This is a genomic window from Bacillus cereus group sp. Bce041 (assembly GCF_052646455.1).
Window position 1 is genome coordinate 783,505 of the sequence record NZ_JBQXON010000001.1, and the last position, 15,782, is coordinate 799,286.

The following is a 15,782-nucleotide window of genomic DNA, read 5'->3' on the forward strand; positions in this document are numbered from 1 at the left end:
AAGATTTATTTACTCAATTTCACTTTACGAATTAAGAAAGCACCTGAAATAAGAATTAACGCTGCAAACAATCCAATACGTGCTTCATCGCCTGTTTTTGGGTTATCTGTTTTTTCAGCTTTTCCATTTTCATTTTTTGTTTCTTTATTCACTTCTTTAGCTGTTTCCTTACTCTCTACTTTTGTTTTCTCTTCTTTTACTTGTGTATCTGTTTTCGCTTGATCATTATTTTTTGTTGTAGCAGCTACGCCATTATCGCCACCTACAGCTTTTACATTTGCATCAAAAGCAAAACGAATTGTGTAGTGGTGGTCATAGTTTGCACTTGGTACAACAACATGAATTTTTACAGCTGCCGGTTTGGATAAATCATCTACTTTAAACTCTACTGTTCTTTTATCTGCCGATTCATCTTTACTAACAACTTTCGCATCAACAAAATTTCCGTTCTCTGGTGCTTTAAATTCTGTAATCCAAGCACTATGATTCATCGGAACTTGTACTCTCATCTCACCGTTTTTCACTATTAATTTTGCCGGCTTTTCAAAATAGTCATTTGCCATTGAAGCTGAATCATTTTCCGCTTTTTGAATTACGTAATTAATATCGTAAGTACCATCAGCTAGTTTTGCTGAAGCATTCCCGTATGGCATTACAAGAAAAGCTAGCATACATACGAACGTTATAATAAAAGCGGGTAATACAGAAACCTTTTTCATTTTTCTTGTTTCCTCCTTGGTTATCTTTCATTTCACTTTTTCTGAAAATGATAATTATTCTCAATTCACAAGAAAAAAATAATCTCTTCTACCTATTATTTAATTAGCATTCTTTTATGTAATATAAGTGTTATTGATTATCATTCTCATTGGATATTAAAAATAATATCTCACCCTATTCCTTATACGAAGGCATAGAAACTGAGAAAAAATTATAAAACGTATTTATTGATTATCATTCTCAATGTAAGTCAAAAAAATAAACTTTCTCTTCTCCTCTTTCACCTCTTCCCATAACAACACTATAGTTATAGAAACCCCGTTTCCCTCACTTCCCTTCCAATATTTCCACAACTAAGTCAATCTTAGCCTACTCATAAATTTTTTGTCAACTATATTACGTATAAAATTTTTAATATCTAAATTTCTCTATATGCGGCTTTTTTTACAAAAAAAGAGACTTTCTATTATAGAAAGCCTCTTTTCTCTATTTTTCTACAGCAATTTCCTGCTTTCGAAACTTAGAAACTATATAACCAAATCCTATACCGATTATGCCTGGAACTAACCAACCAATCCCTACACTATATAATGGAATCTTATCTAAAATAGGTGCTAGCGCTGCAATTTGAAGGTTTGCATTGTGTAACCCATCAAAGAAACTTATTGCAAATGCTCCTACAATCCCGCCCACATACATCGCTAATGGAAGACGAACGTAGTTTTCAACAAGTGATAATACGATAAGTACGATTCCAATTGGATAAATTGCGATTAAGATTGGTAATGCTAATGCATTTAACTGAGTTAACCCAAGGTTTGCTACCATAAATGCTAATACACAGAAAATGAAAACGACTTTTTGATAAGAAAGCTTTGGTAATAAAGAAGAGAAGTAATCACCACAAGCTGCAACAATACCTACAGAAGTTGTTAAACATGCTGCTGTAATTGCGATCCCTAGTAATAAAGTTCCGTAGCTACCAAATAAATGATTCACGACATTTGTTAAAATAATTCCTCCGTTTGCGCCCATTCCAAGTGACACACTAGAAGCTCCAAGATAAGCAAGTGCTAAATACACAAGTAGTAGACCAAGCGCTGCAATAAATCCTGCAAAGATTGTTACTTTTGCAATACTGTTTTTATTTGTAATGCCTTTTTCTTTTAACGCATGAATTACAACATTTCCGAATACCAGTGCTGCAAGTCCATCTAAAGTTAAATATCCATCAATAAATCCTTTGAAGAGAGGAGCACTATACGCTTCTGTCGGTGCACCAAATTCTCCAATTGGTGTAATAAGTGCTTTACCTACGATAATTGCAATAACAGCTAATAATATTGGAGTTAGCACTTTACCAATACGACCCACTAATTTCGAAGGATTTAAAGCTAAATAGAAAGTGACTGCAAAGAAAATAAGTGTAAAGATAACAAGTGGATATGACTGACCAGCTATCTCACTTGGTAAAAACGGTGCAATACTCATCTCATAAGCTACTGTTCCTGTACGCGGCACACTTACGAATACGCCTAAACATAAATAAATTGCAGTGATAAAAACAAGTGCGAATATAGGATGTACACGTCCTGCTAGCTCATTAATATCTCCCTTTAAAGCTATAACAATTACTCCTAATAAAGGTAGTCCAACGCCTGTTACGATAAAACCAAACAACGCAATCCATACGTCTGTTCCAGCGCCTTGTCCTAACGCTGGTGGAAAAATCATATTACCCGCACCAAAAAACAGTGCAAATAACATTAAACTTATTGCAAACATCTCTGAAAACTTTAAAGATGATTTCATTTCTACTAACCTCCTAAAATAATAAATTAACAAAATATTCTGAATTAAAATCCGTCACATATCCTCTTTCAAGCATACTTCCCCGTAAAAGAACGCAAAAAACACCCGTCCCTAATAAAGGGACGAGTGTTGAAATCGTGGTTCCACCCTTATTCTAATAAAATGAATTTATAACGAAATAAGCTCATTTTATAGCTCGTGTAAATTGATAACGGTTTTATCCGCCAAGAATTACAATGCATCATGTATGCAGTTCACTCTTGAAGTTTAGAGGTGGTAAGCTTGTCTTTTCGTATTAGGAAGCTCACAGCCTAAGGCTTCCCTCTCTGAGAATCGTAAAATACAACTCATGTCCTCATCATTACTTTTATAAAATATCTTGTCGAAACTTGTTGTTTTTTATTATATGGGCTATTTTTTAAAAAATCAATAGTTTTATTTTTTCTGACAAAAAAATATAGGGAGAAAATTTTTCCTCCCTATAACTGCCCTATTAAAATTTCTAACTCTTCAGCTGTAACGCTCCGCCACTTTCCAACTTCAAGCTCATTTAGCTCTATATTCATAATGCGTACTCGCTTTAGCTTTATTACAGTAAATCCGAAAGCACGACTCATTCTACGAATTTGCCTGTTCATTCCTTGCGTTAAAACGATACGAAATGTTGATTGATCGACTCTTGTCACTTTGCACGGCTTCGTCATTCCATCTTTAATCTTTACACCGCGGGACATCTCATCAATAAACCAGTCCGTAAAAGGTTTATCTACTGTGACAACATATTCTTTCTCGTGCTCATGATCACCATGTAAAATTTGATTCGCAATGCCGCCGTCATTCGTTAATAAAATAAGTCCTTCTGATGCTTTATCTAATCGCCCAACTGGAAAGATTCGCTCTGGGTAATTGATATAATCAATAATATTATCTTCAATATGATCGGCTGCTGTACAAGTAATTCCGACTGGTTTATGAAATGCGATATACACTTTTTCTTTCTCTTCTTTTACAATAACTTGCCCATCAATCGTTACCCTATCACCATCGCTTACGAGTGCACCGTGCGTACATATTTCGCCGTTAATAGCCACGCGTCCAGCTTTAATGAGACGATCTGTTTCACGTCTGGAGCATAATTTTGCTTCGCTTATGTATTGGTTGATTTTCATGTTCTATTCCTTTTCACATATATTAAAAGCGTCAATCTATGGCAATATCATTCTGCCACGATTGACGCTTTTTCACTTCGCAAAAACAACTAAATAAATAACCCCAATCACCAAAAATATTCCACAACAAGCTAACAATACTTTTGCAAGTTTGTCCATAAACATATAATGGTTTCCCCTTTGTTTCGTTGTTTTCTATTTTAATTCGACAACTGTTACGCCTAGGCCTCCCTCGCCCATGTCACCGTAACGGAAGGTTTTTACACCGCGATGCTTCTTCAAGTAATCTTGTACACCTTGGCGAAGTGCTCCTGTCCCTTTACCGTGAATGATTGATACGCGAGGATAGCTTGCAAGCTGGGCATCGTCTAAGTATTTCTCAACGCGCGCCATTGCATTTTCAAATCGTTCACCACGAAGATCAAGTTCTAATGAAACGTGATAGTCTCTACCTTTTACCGTTGCAACTGCTTTTTTCTCTGTTTGCTTCGGTGTGTTAATGTATTCCATATTAGATTCTTTCACTTTCATCTTCAGAATACCGATTTGTACGCTCCACTCTGTATCGCTTACTTTTTCAAGTAGTTGACCTTTTTGACCGAACGTTAATACTTTCACTTCATCACCTGCACGTAACTGTTGTTTCGGTGCAGTATTTTTCACATTTACTTTTTGTTTCTTAACAAGCTCTGGCGCTGCGCCTTCTAGACGACTCTTCGCTTCAATTAGCTCGTGGTCTTTCACATTTGCAAGCTGTGCTTTACGCAATTGACGAAGTTCTTGAATAATGCCTTCTGCTTCTTTCTTTGCAGCTTCGACTTTTTCTTCTCCTTCTTTTTGCGCTTTTAATAATCGTTCATCACGATCTTCGTTAAATTCAATGATTTGACGTTGTAATTCACGATGCAGTTTTTCAGATTGTTTGCGAAGCGCTTCTGCTTCGTTCCAGTCACGCTCTGCGTTCTTCTGGCTTTCTTCTAACTTCGCAATCATATTTTCAATTTTATTCGTATCTGTACTAATGTGATTGCGTGCTTGCTCAATAACGCGATCAGATAATCCAAGACGTTTCGAAATTTCAAAGGCATTACTACGGCCTGGTACACCGATTAATAATTTATAAGTTGGACTTAATGTATTTACATCAAACTCAACACTCGCATTAATAACTTGCTCACGGTTATATCCGTATGCTTTTAATTCTGGATAATGCGTCGTTGCAACAACGCGAGCACCGCGATTACATACTTCATCTAAAATTGAAATGGCAAGTGCAGCCCCTTCCTGTGGGTCTGTTCCAGCACCTAATTCATCGAATAAAACTAAGCTTTCAAAATCAGCTTTTTCTAAAATATCAACGATGTTCACCATATGTGAGGAGAACGTACTTAAACTCTGTTCAATCGATTGCTCATCACCGATATCAGCAAAGATATTTTTGAATACACAAATCTCTGACTCATCCATTACTGGAATGTGAAGGCCAGATTGCGCCATTAACACACAAATACCAACTGTTTTCAGCGTAACTGTTTTACCACCTGTATTCGGTCCTGTAATAACAATTGTCGTGAAATCTTTCCCTAACATAATGTTATTTGGCACGATTATTTCTGGATCGATAAGCGGATGGCGTGCTTGTCTTAAGTCCATGTAACGCTCGTTATTTACAATCGGCTTTGTCGCTTTAATTCGCTTCGCATAAAAAGCTTTCGCAAAGATGAAATCAAGATTTGCAACTACTTCTACGTTTGATAAAACGATATCCGCTTCTACTGCCACTTCTTCTGTTAACATTAATAAGATGCGTTCGATTTCTTGTTTTTCTTTCACACGTGCTTCTTGCAGTGCATTATTTAATTCTACAATGACTTGTGGCTCAATAAATAACGTTTGTCCAGAAGCCGATTGATCGTGAACAATACCACCATATACGCCGCGATATTCTTGTTTTACTGGGATTACGTAACGTTCGTTACGAATCGTTACAATCGAATCAGACAGCATCTTTTGCGCGTTTGAAGAGCGCGTCATATTTTCTAACTTTTCACGAATACGACTTTCCGCAGTACGAATTTGAGTACGAATACCACGCAGTTTATCACTTGCGCTATCGACTACTTCACCGCCGTCACCGATGCAATTTGTAATTTTCTTTTCTAAATCATATAAAGATACAATTTGAGCGACGTGAGTTTCTAAAATCGGAAGCTCGACACCGTTATCAGCCATATCTTCAATGAAGCGTTTCATATTACGACTACCATACATCGTATTTGCAATATCAAGTAATTCATTTGGACTTAACATACTCCCAATTTTTGCACGCTTCACATTTGAGCGAATATCCGTAATACCACCTAATGGTGCACTACCTTTTAAACGAATAACTTTCGCTGCTTCATCCGTTGTATCTTGCATTTCTACAATTTCTTCAAAATCAGTGCTCGGCACTAAATGCTTCACTTTGTCACGACCAAGTGAAGATGCTGTATGTTCAAGTAATTGTTCTTTTACTTTATTGTATTCTAATACACGCAACGTTCTTTCTAACATGTTGCAGGTCCCCCTTGTATTACTTATTACGTTTAATATAGTCTAATAAACGTTCAATATCCCACGTGTTAATCACGTTATCTTTTTGAATCCAACCTTTACGTGCTGCTGCTACACCTGTTTCCATATCTTCTAACATTTCAAGCGTATGAGCATCCGTATTAATCGCTACTTTCACACCAGCATCTTGTGCTTGTTTTAATAATTTCGCGCTTAAATCTAGACGGTTCGGATTCGCATTTAATTCTAAAACTGTATTTGTCTCTTTTGCTAGTTCAATTAATAAATCTGTATCTACATCATAACCCTCACGACGCCCGAGAAGACGTCCTGTAGGATGGGCAATCATTGTGACATGTTTATTCTCAAGTGCAGTACGTAGACGCTTCATAATCGTTTCACGGTCTTGTGAGAAGCTAGAGTGAATCGCTCCAATGACATAATCTAATTCTGCTAATACTTCATCATCAAAATCAAGCGAGGCATCTGGTAAAATGTCCATTTCAATTCCGCGTAAAATTGTAATGTCTGGATACTTTTCATTCATACGTTCAATTTCTTTCGCTTGCTCACGAAGACGCTCTTTCGTTAAACCGTTCGCCACTTTTAAGTATTGCGAGTGATCAGTAATCGCCATAAACTTATATCCACGAGCACGGCACGCTTGTACCATTTCTTCAATAGAAAAAGCACCGTCACTCCAAGTTGTATGCATATGTAAATCACCTTGTATATCGGAAAACTGAATTAAGTTCGGATACTCTTTAATTAATTCAATTTCTTTTCCATCTTCACGCACTTCTGGCGGAATAAATGGCAAACCGAAATGAGCAAAGAAGTCTTCTTCAGTCTCAAATGTTTTCACTTCACCTGTTTCCAAGTTCTCTACACCGTACTCACTAATTTTCTCGCCTTTATCTTTTGCGATTTGACGCATTTTTACGTTATGATCTTTTGATCCTGTGAAATGGTGAAGAGTTGTAATAAACTCTTCTGGTTTTACTAAACGGAAATCAATTGAAATATCATATTCATATTGAAGACGGACAGAAACTTTCGTATCTCCACTTGCTATTACTTCAATCATATTATCAAATTGTAGTAAATGCTCACGTACCGCTGCTGGTTCTGTCGTTGCAATGATAAAATCTAAATCTTTCACTGTTTCACGAACACGGCGCAAACTACCAGCGCGAGAGAAACGAATTACTTCAGCAATATTCGACAATTTCTCCTCTATTTCCCCGGCAATAGGCAATACCATCGCAATTGGTAAACGCTCTGGACGAGAGCCTACTTGATCGATTGCTTCTAATATTTTCTCTTCTGTCTTCTTACCGAAACCAGCTAAAGCTTGTACTTTATTTTCCTCACAAGCAGCTTTTAACGTCTCCATATCAATAACGCCTAGCTCTTTATATAACTTAGCCACCTTTTTACCACCAAGACCTGGTAGTTTTAATAACGGCAATAAGCTACTTGGTACTTCTTTTTCAAGTTCTTGTAATACTTCAGATGTTCCCGATTCTATATATTCTTGTATAACGGCTGCTGTTCCTTTTCCAATTCCTGGAATCTTTGTGAAATCTTCAATTTCAGAAAGACTACGATCGTCACTTTCTAATGCTGCTGCCGCTTTACGAAATGCAGATATTTTAAATGGATTCGCACCCTTTAGTTCCATAAAAAGCCCGATTGTCTCTAATAATTTGATCACTTGTTTTTTATTTACTTTCATCATTGCCCCGCCTTTCTTTCATAGAAAAAAACTTCTCTTTCCGAAAAAAGAGAAGTTATACTCTGCTACCTGTCTGCCATAGTTCCTTCACCTTTTCAGATAGAATCGGTGTATCGTCTACAATTATTTTGCTAATTGATGATTTTTGTAATGGTGTTTGTACTTGTTCAATCGGAAGAATATTTCCAATGATAATTAAGACAAACAAAATAATATATACTTCTAAAAATCCGAGGATTGCCCCCGCAAACGCATTTACTTGCTTTAAAACCGGTATTTCTGCAAACATATTTAACAAATTACCAAGTAATGAAAGTGCAATTTTAGTGATAATAAACAATATGATAAACGCAAGCGCTTGATAAAATACTGTCTCAATATTATTTGCATCAATCCATTCTGGAACAGATACGTTTTTATCAAATGGATACGGAATAAATTTCGCAAGTGCTGGCGCTAAATCTTTACAGTACCAGTATGCAACAAGGTATGCGATAATAAAGCTTGTTAACTTTACAAGTTGCAGAATAAACCCTCTGCGTAAGCCGAGGAAAAATCCCATAACAAGCAGTAAAATGATAATAATATCAATCATGTTATTCCATTCCTTTTTTTGTCATACTTTCTTTCAATTTCTCATGTTCTTCTTTTAATTTTATGTAATCGTGTATGACGTTTACCGCCGTCAATACCGCTAGTCTACTCGTGTCAAGCGAAGGATTCTTGGCATTGAGTTCGCGCATTTTATCATCCACAATCGCTGCTACCATGCGGATATGACTTGTACTTTCATCGCCAACAACTGAATATTGCTGACCATAGATTTCTACATTAATTCGACTTTTCTTTCCCTTTTGTTGTGACAACTCACCGGCCTCCAATCACGTACAGAATCCTAAAGTTTATCATACCATGAACCTTCATAATATGGAAACAGAAAGAACAATCCGATATGATAAAAATAACAATATAAAAAAAGGGGCGACCATTATGTCAAATTCTATCGTAATTCAAACAAATTCTACAGTAATTGAAGACATGAAACAACAATATAAACATTCGCTTAGCCCGAAAACTCCGCAAGGCGGGATCTTTATGGCAAAGGTACCATCTTGCACGATTACAGCGTATAAATCTGGAAAAGTAATGTTCCAAGGAGGCCGCGCTGAAGCAGAAGCTTCTCGTTGGCAAACTGTCTCTCAAACACCGAAAACAGCTGCAAAAAAATCTGTTGATTCACACCGTTATGCACCGCCTGCTTCCATCGGTACAATGTCTATTGTAGGGTCTGATGAAGTTGGTACTGGTGATTTCTTCGGACCGATGACAGTCGTTGCTGTATATGTGGATGCAAAGCAAATTCCACTACTAAAAGAACTTGGTGTAAAAGACTCTAAAAACTTAAATGACGATCAAATTACTGCCATTGCGAAACAACTTCTACACGTTGTTCCTTATAGCTCTCTTGTCCTTCATAACGAAAAATATAACGAGCTATTTGATAAAGGAAACAACCAAGGTAAGTTAAAAGCTTTACTACACAATAAAGCTATTACAAACTTATTAGCTAAAATGGCACCTACAAAACCTGAAGGCGTCTTAATCGATCAATTCACACAACCTGATACATACTATAAATATTTAGCAAAACAAAAACAGGTACAGCGTGAAAATGTTTACTTCGCTACGAAAGGTGAAAGTGTTCATTTAGCTGTTGCCGCCGCTTCCATTTTAGCTCGCTACTCATTCGTAAAACAGTTTGACGAACTAAGTAAAAAAGCTGGTATGCCACTTCCAAAAGGTGCTGGTAAACAAGTTGATATCGCTGCTGCTAAATTAATTCAAAAGCTTGGTAAAGAACGATTACCTGAGTTTGTGAAACTGCATTTCGCTAATACGGAGAAGGCGCTTCGCTTATTAAGATAGTATCGACAAAAACAGGAGCCTACAAACTCCTGTTTTTTGTTTCATGTGTTCTCGATTCAATGTAATTGCATTTACTATTTTCCTCTTCTAACTATATCGCTAAATTAACTCATTTTTAGTAATTCCCCTATAAAAAAGGAGAGCCGCCAAGACTCTCCCTTTTTTATATTAGCTTCGTTTCTGCTTCTTATTTGATGAAGATACTTTATGAGAACCCGTTTCATGTGTTGTTGTCCCTTGTCCTTCCACTTCTGGAGAACCTAGGATTGATCTTGAATGGTCTTTTTTCACTTTTTTACTCATTGCACTCACCCCCAAGGTTACTTTTTACTTAAGGGTAAAAAACTATTCAACATAATAATCTGAACATATACTCGCTACTCTTTTACTCTCGTGTTTGGTTTTCGCTTATGTCCCATAGCCGCTTTGCTGCATCCTTATCCAAGGCAGCTTCAGACATTTCCCCTACTTGTTTATCGGCATAGTAATAACCACTCTGATTAGTAAATCCAGTTGATTCTGCTAGCCATACTAAAGTTTCAGCACCTTTCTCCGGCGTACGGGAGAAAGGTTTCATTGCTGCCATAGTTAAGCGAGCAGCTAGACCATTATCCTGGTTAAAATTTGTATTCACTAGCCCCGGGTCAAAGCTATAAGCACTAACACCCGTTCCCTCCAACCGCTGTGCCAATTCAGAGGTGAATAAAATGTTAGCTAGTTTTGTTTGTGCATAACGCATTGTAGGACCGCCCATGAACTTCTTAATACCGCGATACAGTTGTTCTGCATCTAGATCATCGAAATCAATTTCCTTTTTAGCCATTTTATGACCGTGAGATGCAGTGGTAATGACGCGAGCAGGAGCACTTTCTTTTAAACGCTCCAACAACAAATTTGTAAGTAAGAATGGACCTAAATGGTTTACCGCCCAGGTCATCTCCAAACCGTCCTCTGTAATTTGTCTTGTTTGAAATAAAGCACCCGCATTATTTACTAATATATCAATTCTCGGACATCTTTCTAAAATATCGGTAGCTACCTGGCGTATAGATTGTTGGGAAGACATATCAGCGAAAAATATATCTACCACTGCATTCCCATCCGTTATATTTTCAAGTTGAGTCATAACATCATTCGCTTTTGCTTCATTACGTGCAATGATTCCTAGCTTAGCACCGCTTTTTGCAAACATCTTAGCTGCCGCTAATCCAATACCACTTGTTGCACCAGTGATTACTATATACTTGTCACGCAATGTCCACTTTGTATGACTTGGAATTTCCCCCATTGTATAAAAACCCCTTCCCTATATAAATGTCGCATTCGTTTTACTTATATATGAAGTGGGAATTGAACTATGAACAACATCTTTTCTAGTCGTGAAATACTTTATAAAGTTCAGGTTGCAATTACAACCTTTCTCAATAAAAAAAGCGAGAGCAGTTGCTCTCGCTTTTTTTATATCTTAAAACTCAGAAGAACCTGGAGTTCTTGGGAATGGAATTACGTCACGGATGTTAGCCATGCCAGTGATGTACATTAGGAAGCGCTCGAAACCTAGACCGAATCCAGCGTGTTTTGTACCGCCGTATTTTCTAAGTTCTAAGTACCACCAGTAGTCCTCTTCGTTCATACCTAATTCTTTAATTCTGTCTACTAAAACGTCCATTCTTTCTTCACGTTGACTTCCGCCGATTAATTCGCCGATGCCAGGAACTAGAAGGTCAGTAGCAGCTACTGTTTTACCGTCTTCATTCAAACGCATGTAGAATGCTTTAATGTCTTTCGGATAGTCAGTTACGAATACAGGGCGTTTGAAGATTTCTTCTGATAAGTATCTTTCGTGCTCTGTTTGTAAGTCAATTCCCCATTCTACTGGGTATTTGAAGTCAGCACCTGATTCTTGAAGTACTTTAATTGCTTCTGTATAAGTGATGCGACCGAAGTCTGAGTTAATTACGTTGTTCATGCGCTCAAGAACTGTTTTATCAACGAAGCTGTTGAAGAATTCCATTTCTTCTGGTGCATGCTCTAATACGTATTTCATTGCATATTTCAGCATATCTTCTGTAAGGTTCATTACATCCCCTAGTTCCGCGAATGCAATCTCAGGCTCAACCATCCAGAACTCAGCAGCGTGGCGAGTTGTGTTTGAGTTTTCTGCACGGAATGTAGGTCCGAATGTGTATACATCACGGAATGCTAATGCATAAGCTTCAGCGTTCAGCTGTCCACTTACTGTTAGGTTTGTTTCTTTACCGAAGAAGTCTTTTGACTCATCAACTTTTCCGTCTTCACCTTTTGGTAGGTTATTTAAATCTTGCGTTGTTACGCGGAACATTTCGCCAGCACCTTCTGTATCACTACCAGTGATGATAGGTGTATGAACATGTACGAATCCACGCTCTTGGAAGAATTGGTGAATCGCAAATGCTGCGATAGAACGTACGCGGAACGTTGCAGAGAATGCATTTGTTCTTGGACGTAAGTGAGCGATTGTACGTAAGTATTCAAATGTATGACGTTTCTTTTGAAGTGGGTAATCAGAATCTGATAAGCCCTCGATATCAATTTTTTCTGCTTTAATTTCAAATGGTTGCTTCGCTCCAGGCGTTGCAATTACTTTACCTTCTACTTTAACTGAAGAGCTAAGTGGAAGTTTTGCAATTTCTTTGAAGTTCTCTAATTCTGTATCGAAAACGATTTGAACGCTTTTGAAGAAGCTACCGTCGTTTAATTCGATGAAACCAAATGCTTTTGAATCACGTAAGTTACGAATCCACCCTGATACTTGTACTGTTTGATCTGCATACTTTTCTGTATCTCTATACAGACTTTTTACTAATGTGTTTTCCATAGTGAAATTCTCCTTTGCTCATATATTTAAATACAAAAAAACCTTTCATCCATAAAGGGACGAAAGGTTAAACTTCGCGGTACCACCCAATTTGTCATAAAGACCAACTTTAACTCGTATGTAATACATACTTCCCGGTTTGTAACAGGCCGGATTCCCGTCTAAGTCTACTCTTGAATACGAGATTCAATTTCGGTTAGCAACTCCAAGGTGTTCTTCACATATACCGCCTCATCAGGCTCTCACCGTCCCTGACTCGCTTTGGATTATAGTATATACTACTTTTCCTTATCATCGTCTTTCATTTTGTTAAACTAAAATTAATGTACTACATTCGAGAGAAAGATGCAAGATGTCGGAAAATATATCAGTATTTTTCTTTTTTCAACAACATATATTTAAACGATTTCCATGAGAGATTAATTCCCTACTGTATTATCCTAATTTCCTTTTAATAATTCTTTCATCTTCATTTTTGTATCTTCCTCTATACGTGGCTGATAAATTGTAAGCTTTAATTCAGGTGCATCATAAACCTGGAGTGTAACATGATCCATGACCAACGTCCCTATGGCAGGATGTAAAAGTACTTTCCGACCAATAGGTGTTCCTTGCACTTCATGATTTGACCACCACATACGAAATTCGCTACTTCTTTCCGTAAGTTCCTCAATTACATTTTTAAACCACTCATCCCCAATAAATTGTGTATATGTAGCACGGAACTGTGCAATTAAACGTTGCGCATGATTTTCCCAGTTTTCAAATAGTTTACGGTATTCTTTTGATGTAAAACAACGCCAAACCGCATTTCGATTTCTCTCATCCATTTCACCAAAATCACCAAATACAACACTAGCAGCCTTATTCCAATGAACAATGTTAAGTTTTTCATCAATTACATAAGCAGGACAAAATTGTAATTGATCTAGTAACCCCTCTAAAACCCCATTTATATGTCCAGCAATCGGCTTCCTTATTTGAGAAGGTAGTGAAAGATTTGCCAATAAAATCAAATGATTTCTTTCTTCTCCCTCCAACCGAAACACACGAGAAATTGACTCTATAACTTCTTGAGAAACTTGGATATCACGCCCTTGTTCTAACCATGTATACCATGTCAATCCAATTCCAGTTAATTGTGCAACTTCTTCCCGTCTTAATCCTTTTGTTTTTCTTCGCTGACCAATTGGTAAATTAAATTGCTCAGGAGTCAACCTAGCTCGGCGGCTTTTCAAAAAATCTGCTAGTTCCTTCCTTCTATCTGCATCGCTTAACATATAATATTCCCCTTTATTAGTGGTAGTTTTTATACCAGTATAAATACACTCCTATTTTCATTATAAACCTACCTTTATCTTAATGAGTAAAGGAGGTGAATTTTATGATAATAAAAAATATAGAAACACATTCTTTTGAACTAACACAGCGATTTGTTTTATTTATGGCGGTAATATGTGGTTTTACAGTAGCAAACGTGTATATAAATCAAACCCTTTTAGTAAGCATAGCCCATACTTTTCATGTTTCAGAAACTAGAATCGGTATTGTTGCTACCGTAACCCAAGTCGGATATGCATTAGGAAATCTTTTCATAGTTCCTTTAGGGGATATACTTGAGAGAAAAAAATTAATTTTAATTTTATTGTCTCTCATTTGTATTAACTTAGCTTTAGCCGCTTTCTCAACAGATATGACTTGGCTAATTGCAGCTAATTTTATTCTTGGATTTGTTACAATCATCCCCCAGATTGTAATCCCTTTCGTCTCTCAATACGCCACTGATCAAAATAGAGGTCAAATTTTAGGAAATGTATCTATCGGTCTAGTTTGCGGCATTTTAGGAGCTCGATTAATTAGCGGATTCATTGATATTCACTTCGGATGGCGAACTGTTTATGGGATTTTTTTCATAAGTACTTTCATTCTTATGTTATTAGTGAAAATGTATTTCCCTAGAGGAGATAAGACTCATCACATGCAATATAAAAAGCTTCTCTTTTCTTTCATTCCACTCTTGTTGCAAGAGAAAATGTTACGAAAGGCTTGTTTAAGTCAAGGGATGGTATTTGGAGCTTTCAGTGTTTTTTGGACTACACTTATTTTCTTATTAACTACACATCCTTATCATTACGGAAGCTCTACTGTTGGATTAATCGGTTTAGTAGGAATAGTAGGAGCATTTGCAACACCTATTATCGGGCGCATTATAGATAAAAAAGGAGCCATATTTGCAAACGCTTTATGTACGTCTATTTCATTTTTTTCTTTTTTACTATTTTTGTTTTCAGGGTACTGGTTACCAGGACTCATTGTAGGGGCTCTTTTACTTACAGCTGGCACTCAAGCAAATCAAGTAGCTTGTCAAGCACACCTTTTGCAATTACATCCTGAGAAACGAAGTAGTTTGAACGGCATATACATGGTGGCAACATTTCTCGGTGGGTCTATAGGCTCTTACTTCGGACTGCTCGTCTGGAGCAAATGGCAGTGGACCGGAGTATGTATTCTTGGAATTTCCATGATAAGTATTACACTAATCTCATTTATAAAAATGCCCAATTATACTAGAAGGGAAGATGTATGTAATGAAAGAAACTAGTGTGAATTATGAAAAAGGGATGGGAATTTTAGCAAAAATCTCTCCTGAACATTACCAAAACATCGTAAATAACCTTGCAGATTCTGTTGCACCTGATTTAGGAACATTAGCTGTAGAATTTAACTACGGTCAAATTTTTGCCAGACCAGGTCTTGACTTGAAATCTCGATTACTTGCGACCGTTGCTGGATTAACAGCTTTAGGGAATACTGAACAACTGAAATTTTATATAACCGGAGCTTTAAACGTCGGATGGACAGAAGAAGAAATCATTGAAGTAATGATGCAAATGATTATATATGCCGGATTTCCTGTAGCATTAAACACCATTTTAACGGTTGCTACCGAAGTATTTACAGAACGAAAAACAGATACAATGTAATTAAAAATAAAAAGGTTGAG

The 15,782-nt window shown here is 36.9% G+C and carries 14 protein-coding genes and 2 other annotated features; of the genes, 3 read left to right on the forward strand and 11 right to left on the reverse strand.

Going from position 1 to position 15,782, the window contains the following annotated elements; genetic code table 11:
* Positions 1-5 precede the first annotated feature (5 nt).
* The 7 genes from isdC to zapA all read right to left on the reverse strand — a co-directional run bounded on the left by isdC (position 6) and on the right by zapA (position 8,861).
* Positions 6-719 carry a heme uptake protein IsdC gene (gene isdC, locus ACUN13_RS04095; RefSeq protein WP_000757953.1) on the reverse strand — a complete coding sequence of 238 codons (714 nt, stop codon included), beginning with the start codon at positions 717-719 and terminating at the stop codon, positions 6-8.
* 487 nt (positions 720-1,206) lie between these two features.
* Positions 1,207-2,532: a branched-chain amino acid transport system II carrier protein BrnQ6 gene (gene brnQ6 / locus ACUN13_RS04100; protein ID WP_000842636.1), complete on the reverse strand. Its 1,326-nt coding sequence runs from the start codon at positions 2,530-2,532 to the stop codon at positions 1,207-1,209.
* A gap of 115 nt (positions 2,533-2,647) precedes the next feature.
* Positions 2,648-2,903, reverse strand: a binding site (T-box leader).
* Between the two features lie 108 nt (positions 2,904-3,011).
* A complete protein-coding gene (locus ACUN13_RS04105) occupies positions 3,012-3,701 on the reverse strand; it encodes a 23S rRNA pseudouridine(2604) synthase RluF (protein ID WP_000700716.1) in 690 nt (229 codons plus the stop codon).
* Between the two features lie 195 nt (positions 3,702-3,896).
* Positions 3,897-6,257 (reverse strand): endonuclease MutS2, encoded by a 2,361-nt coding sequence (locus ACUN13_RS04110; protein ID WP_000893715.1) that lies wholly within the window; start codon positions 6,255-6,257, stop codon positions 3,897-3,899.
* Positions 6,258-6,276: 19 nt separating this feature from the next.
* A complete protein-coding gene (gene polX / locus ACUN13_RS04115; protein ID WP_000867515.1) occupies positions 6,277-7,995 on the reverse strand; it encodes a DNA polymerase/3'-5' exonuclease PolX in 1,719 nt (572 codons plus the stop codon).
* Between the two features lie 55 nt (positions 7,996-8,050).
* The gene (locus ACUN13_RS04120; RefSeq protein ID WP_000565409.1) at positions 8,051-8,590 is read right to left on the reverse strand and encodes a CvpA family protein; all 540 of its coding nucleotides are present in this window, start codon (positions 8,588-8,590) and stop codon (positions 8,051-8,053) included.
* A 1-nt stretch (position 8,591) separates the two neighbouring features.
* Complete coding sequence (gene zapA, locus ACUN13_RS04125; protein WP_000082701.1) at positions 8,592-8,861, reverse strand: cell division protein ZapA; 270 nt, start codon at positions 8,859-8,861, stop codon at positions 8,592-8,594.
* 124 nt (positions 8,862-8,985) lie between these two features.
* Between zapA and rnhC the strand changes: the two genes are divergently transcribed.
* Entirely contained in the window at positions 8,986-9,921 is a 936-nt protein-coding gene (gene rnhC / locus ACUN13_RS04130) for a ribonuclease HIII (protein WP_000071587.1), read from the forward strand.
* 168 nt (positions 9,922-10,089) lie between these two features.
* Here rnhC and ACUN13_RS04135 read toward each other — a convergent pair whose 3' ends face one another.
* From ACUN13_RS04135 to ACUN13_RS04150, 4 genes are all read right to left on the reverse strand, one after another.
* Positions 10,090-10,224 carry a YuzL family protein gene (locus tag ACUN13_RS04135; RefSeq protein WP_000039591.1) on the reverse strand — a complete coding sequence of 45 codons (135 nt, stop codon included), beginning with the start codon at positions 10,222-10,224 and terminating at the stop codon, positions 10,090-10,092.
* Between the two features lie 82 nt (positions 10,225-10,306).
* Positions 10,307-11,209, reverse strand: a complete 903-nt coding sequence (locus ACUN13_RS04140; RefSeq protein ID WP_445423677.1) for an SDR family oxidoreductase — start codon at positions 11,207-11,209, stop codon at positions 10,307-10,309.
* 177 nt (positions 11,210-11,386) lie between these two features.
* Positions 11,387-12,778 (reverse strand): asparagine--tRNA ligase, encoded by a 1,392-nt coding sequence (gene asnS, locus ACUN13_RS04145; RefSeq protein ID WP_000432177.1) that lies wholly within the window; start codon positions 12,776-12,778, stop codon positions 11,387-11,389.
* A 52-nt stretch (positions 12,779-12,830) separates the two neighbouring features.
* Positions 12,831-13,082, reverse strand: a binding site (T-box leader).
* A 136-nt stretch (positions 13,083-13,218) separates the two neighbouring features.
* Positions 13,219-14,058 carry a helix-turn-helix transcriptional regulator gene (locus tag ACUN13_RS04150; protein ID WP_048656150.1) on the reverse strand — a complete coding sequence of 280 codons (840 nt, stop codon included), beginning with the start codon at positions 14,056-14,058 and terminating at the stop codon, positions 13,219-13,221.
* 104 nt (positions 14,059-14,162) lie between these two features.
* On the opposite strand from ACUN13_RS04150, the gene ACUN13_RS04155 reads away from it, so the two are divergent.
* A complete protein-coding gene (locus ACUN13_RS04155; RefSeq protein WP_445423678.1) occupies positions 14,163-15,380 on the forward strand; it encodes an MFS transporter in 1,218 nt (405 codons plus the stop codon).
* The gene (locus ACUN13_RS04160; RefSeq protein WP_089607802.1) at positions 15,367-15,762 is read left to right on the forward strand and encodes a carboxymuconolactone decarboxylase family protein; all 396 of its coding nucleotides are present in this window, start codon (positions 15,367-15,369) and stop codon (positions 15,760-15,762) included. The genes ACUN13_RS04155 and ACUN13_RS04160 overlap by 14 nt, the downstream gene beginning before the upstream one ends.
* Positions 15,763-15,782 lie beyond the last annotated feature (20 nt).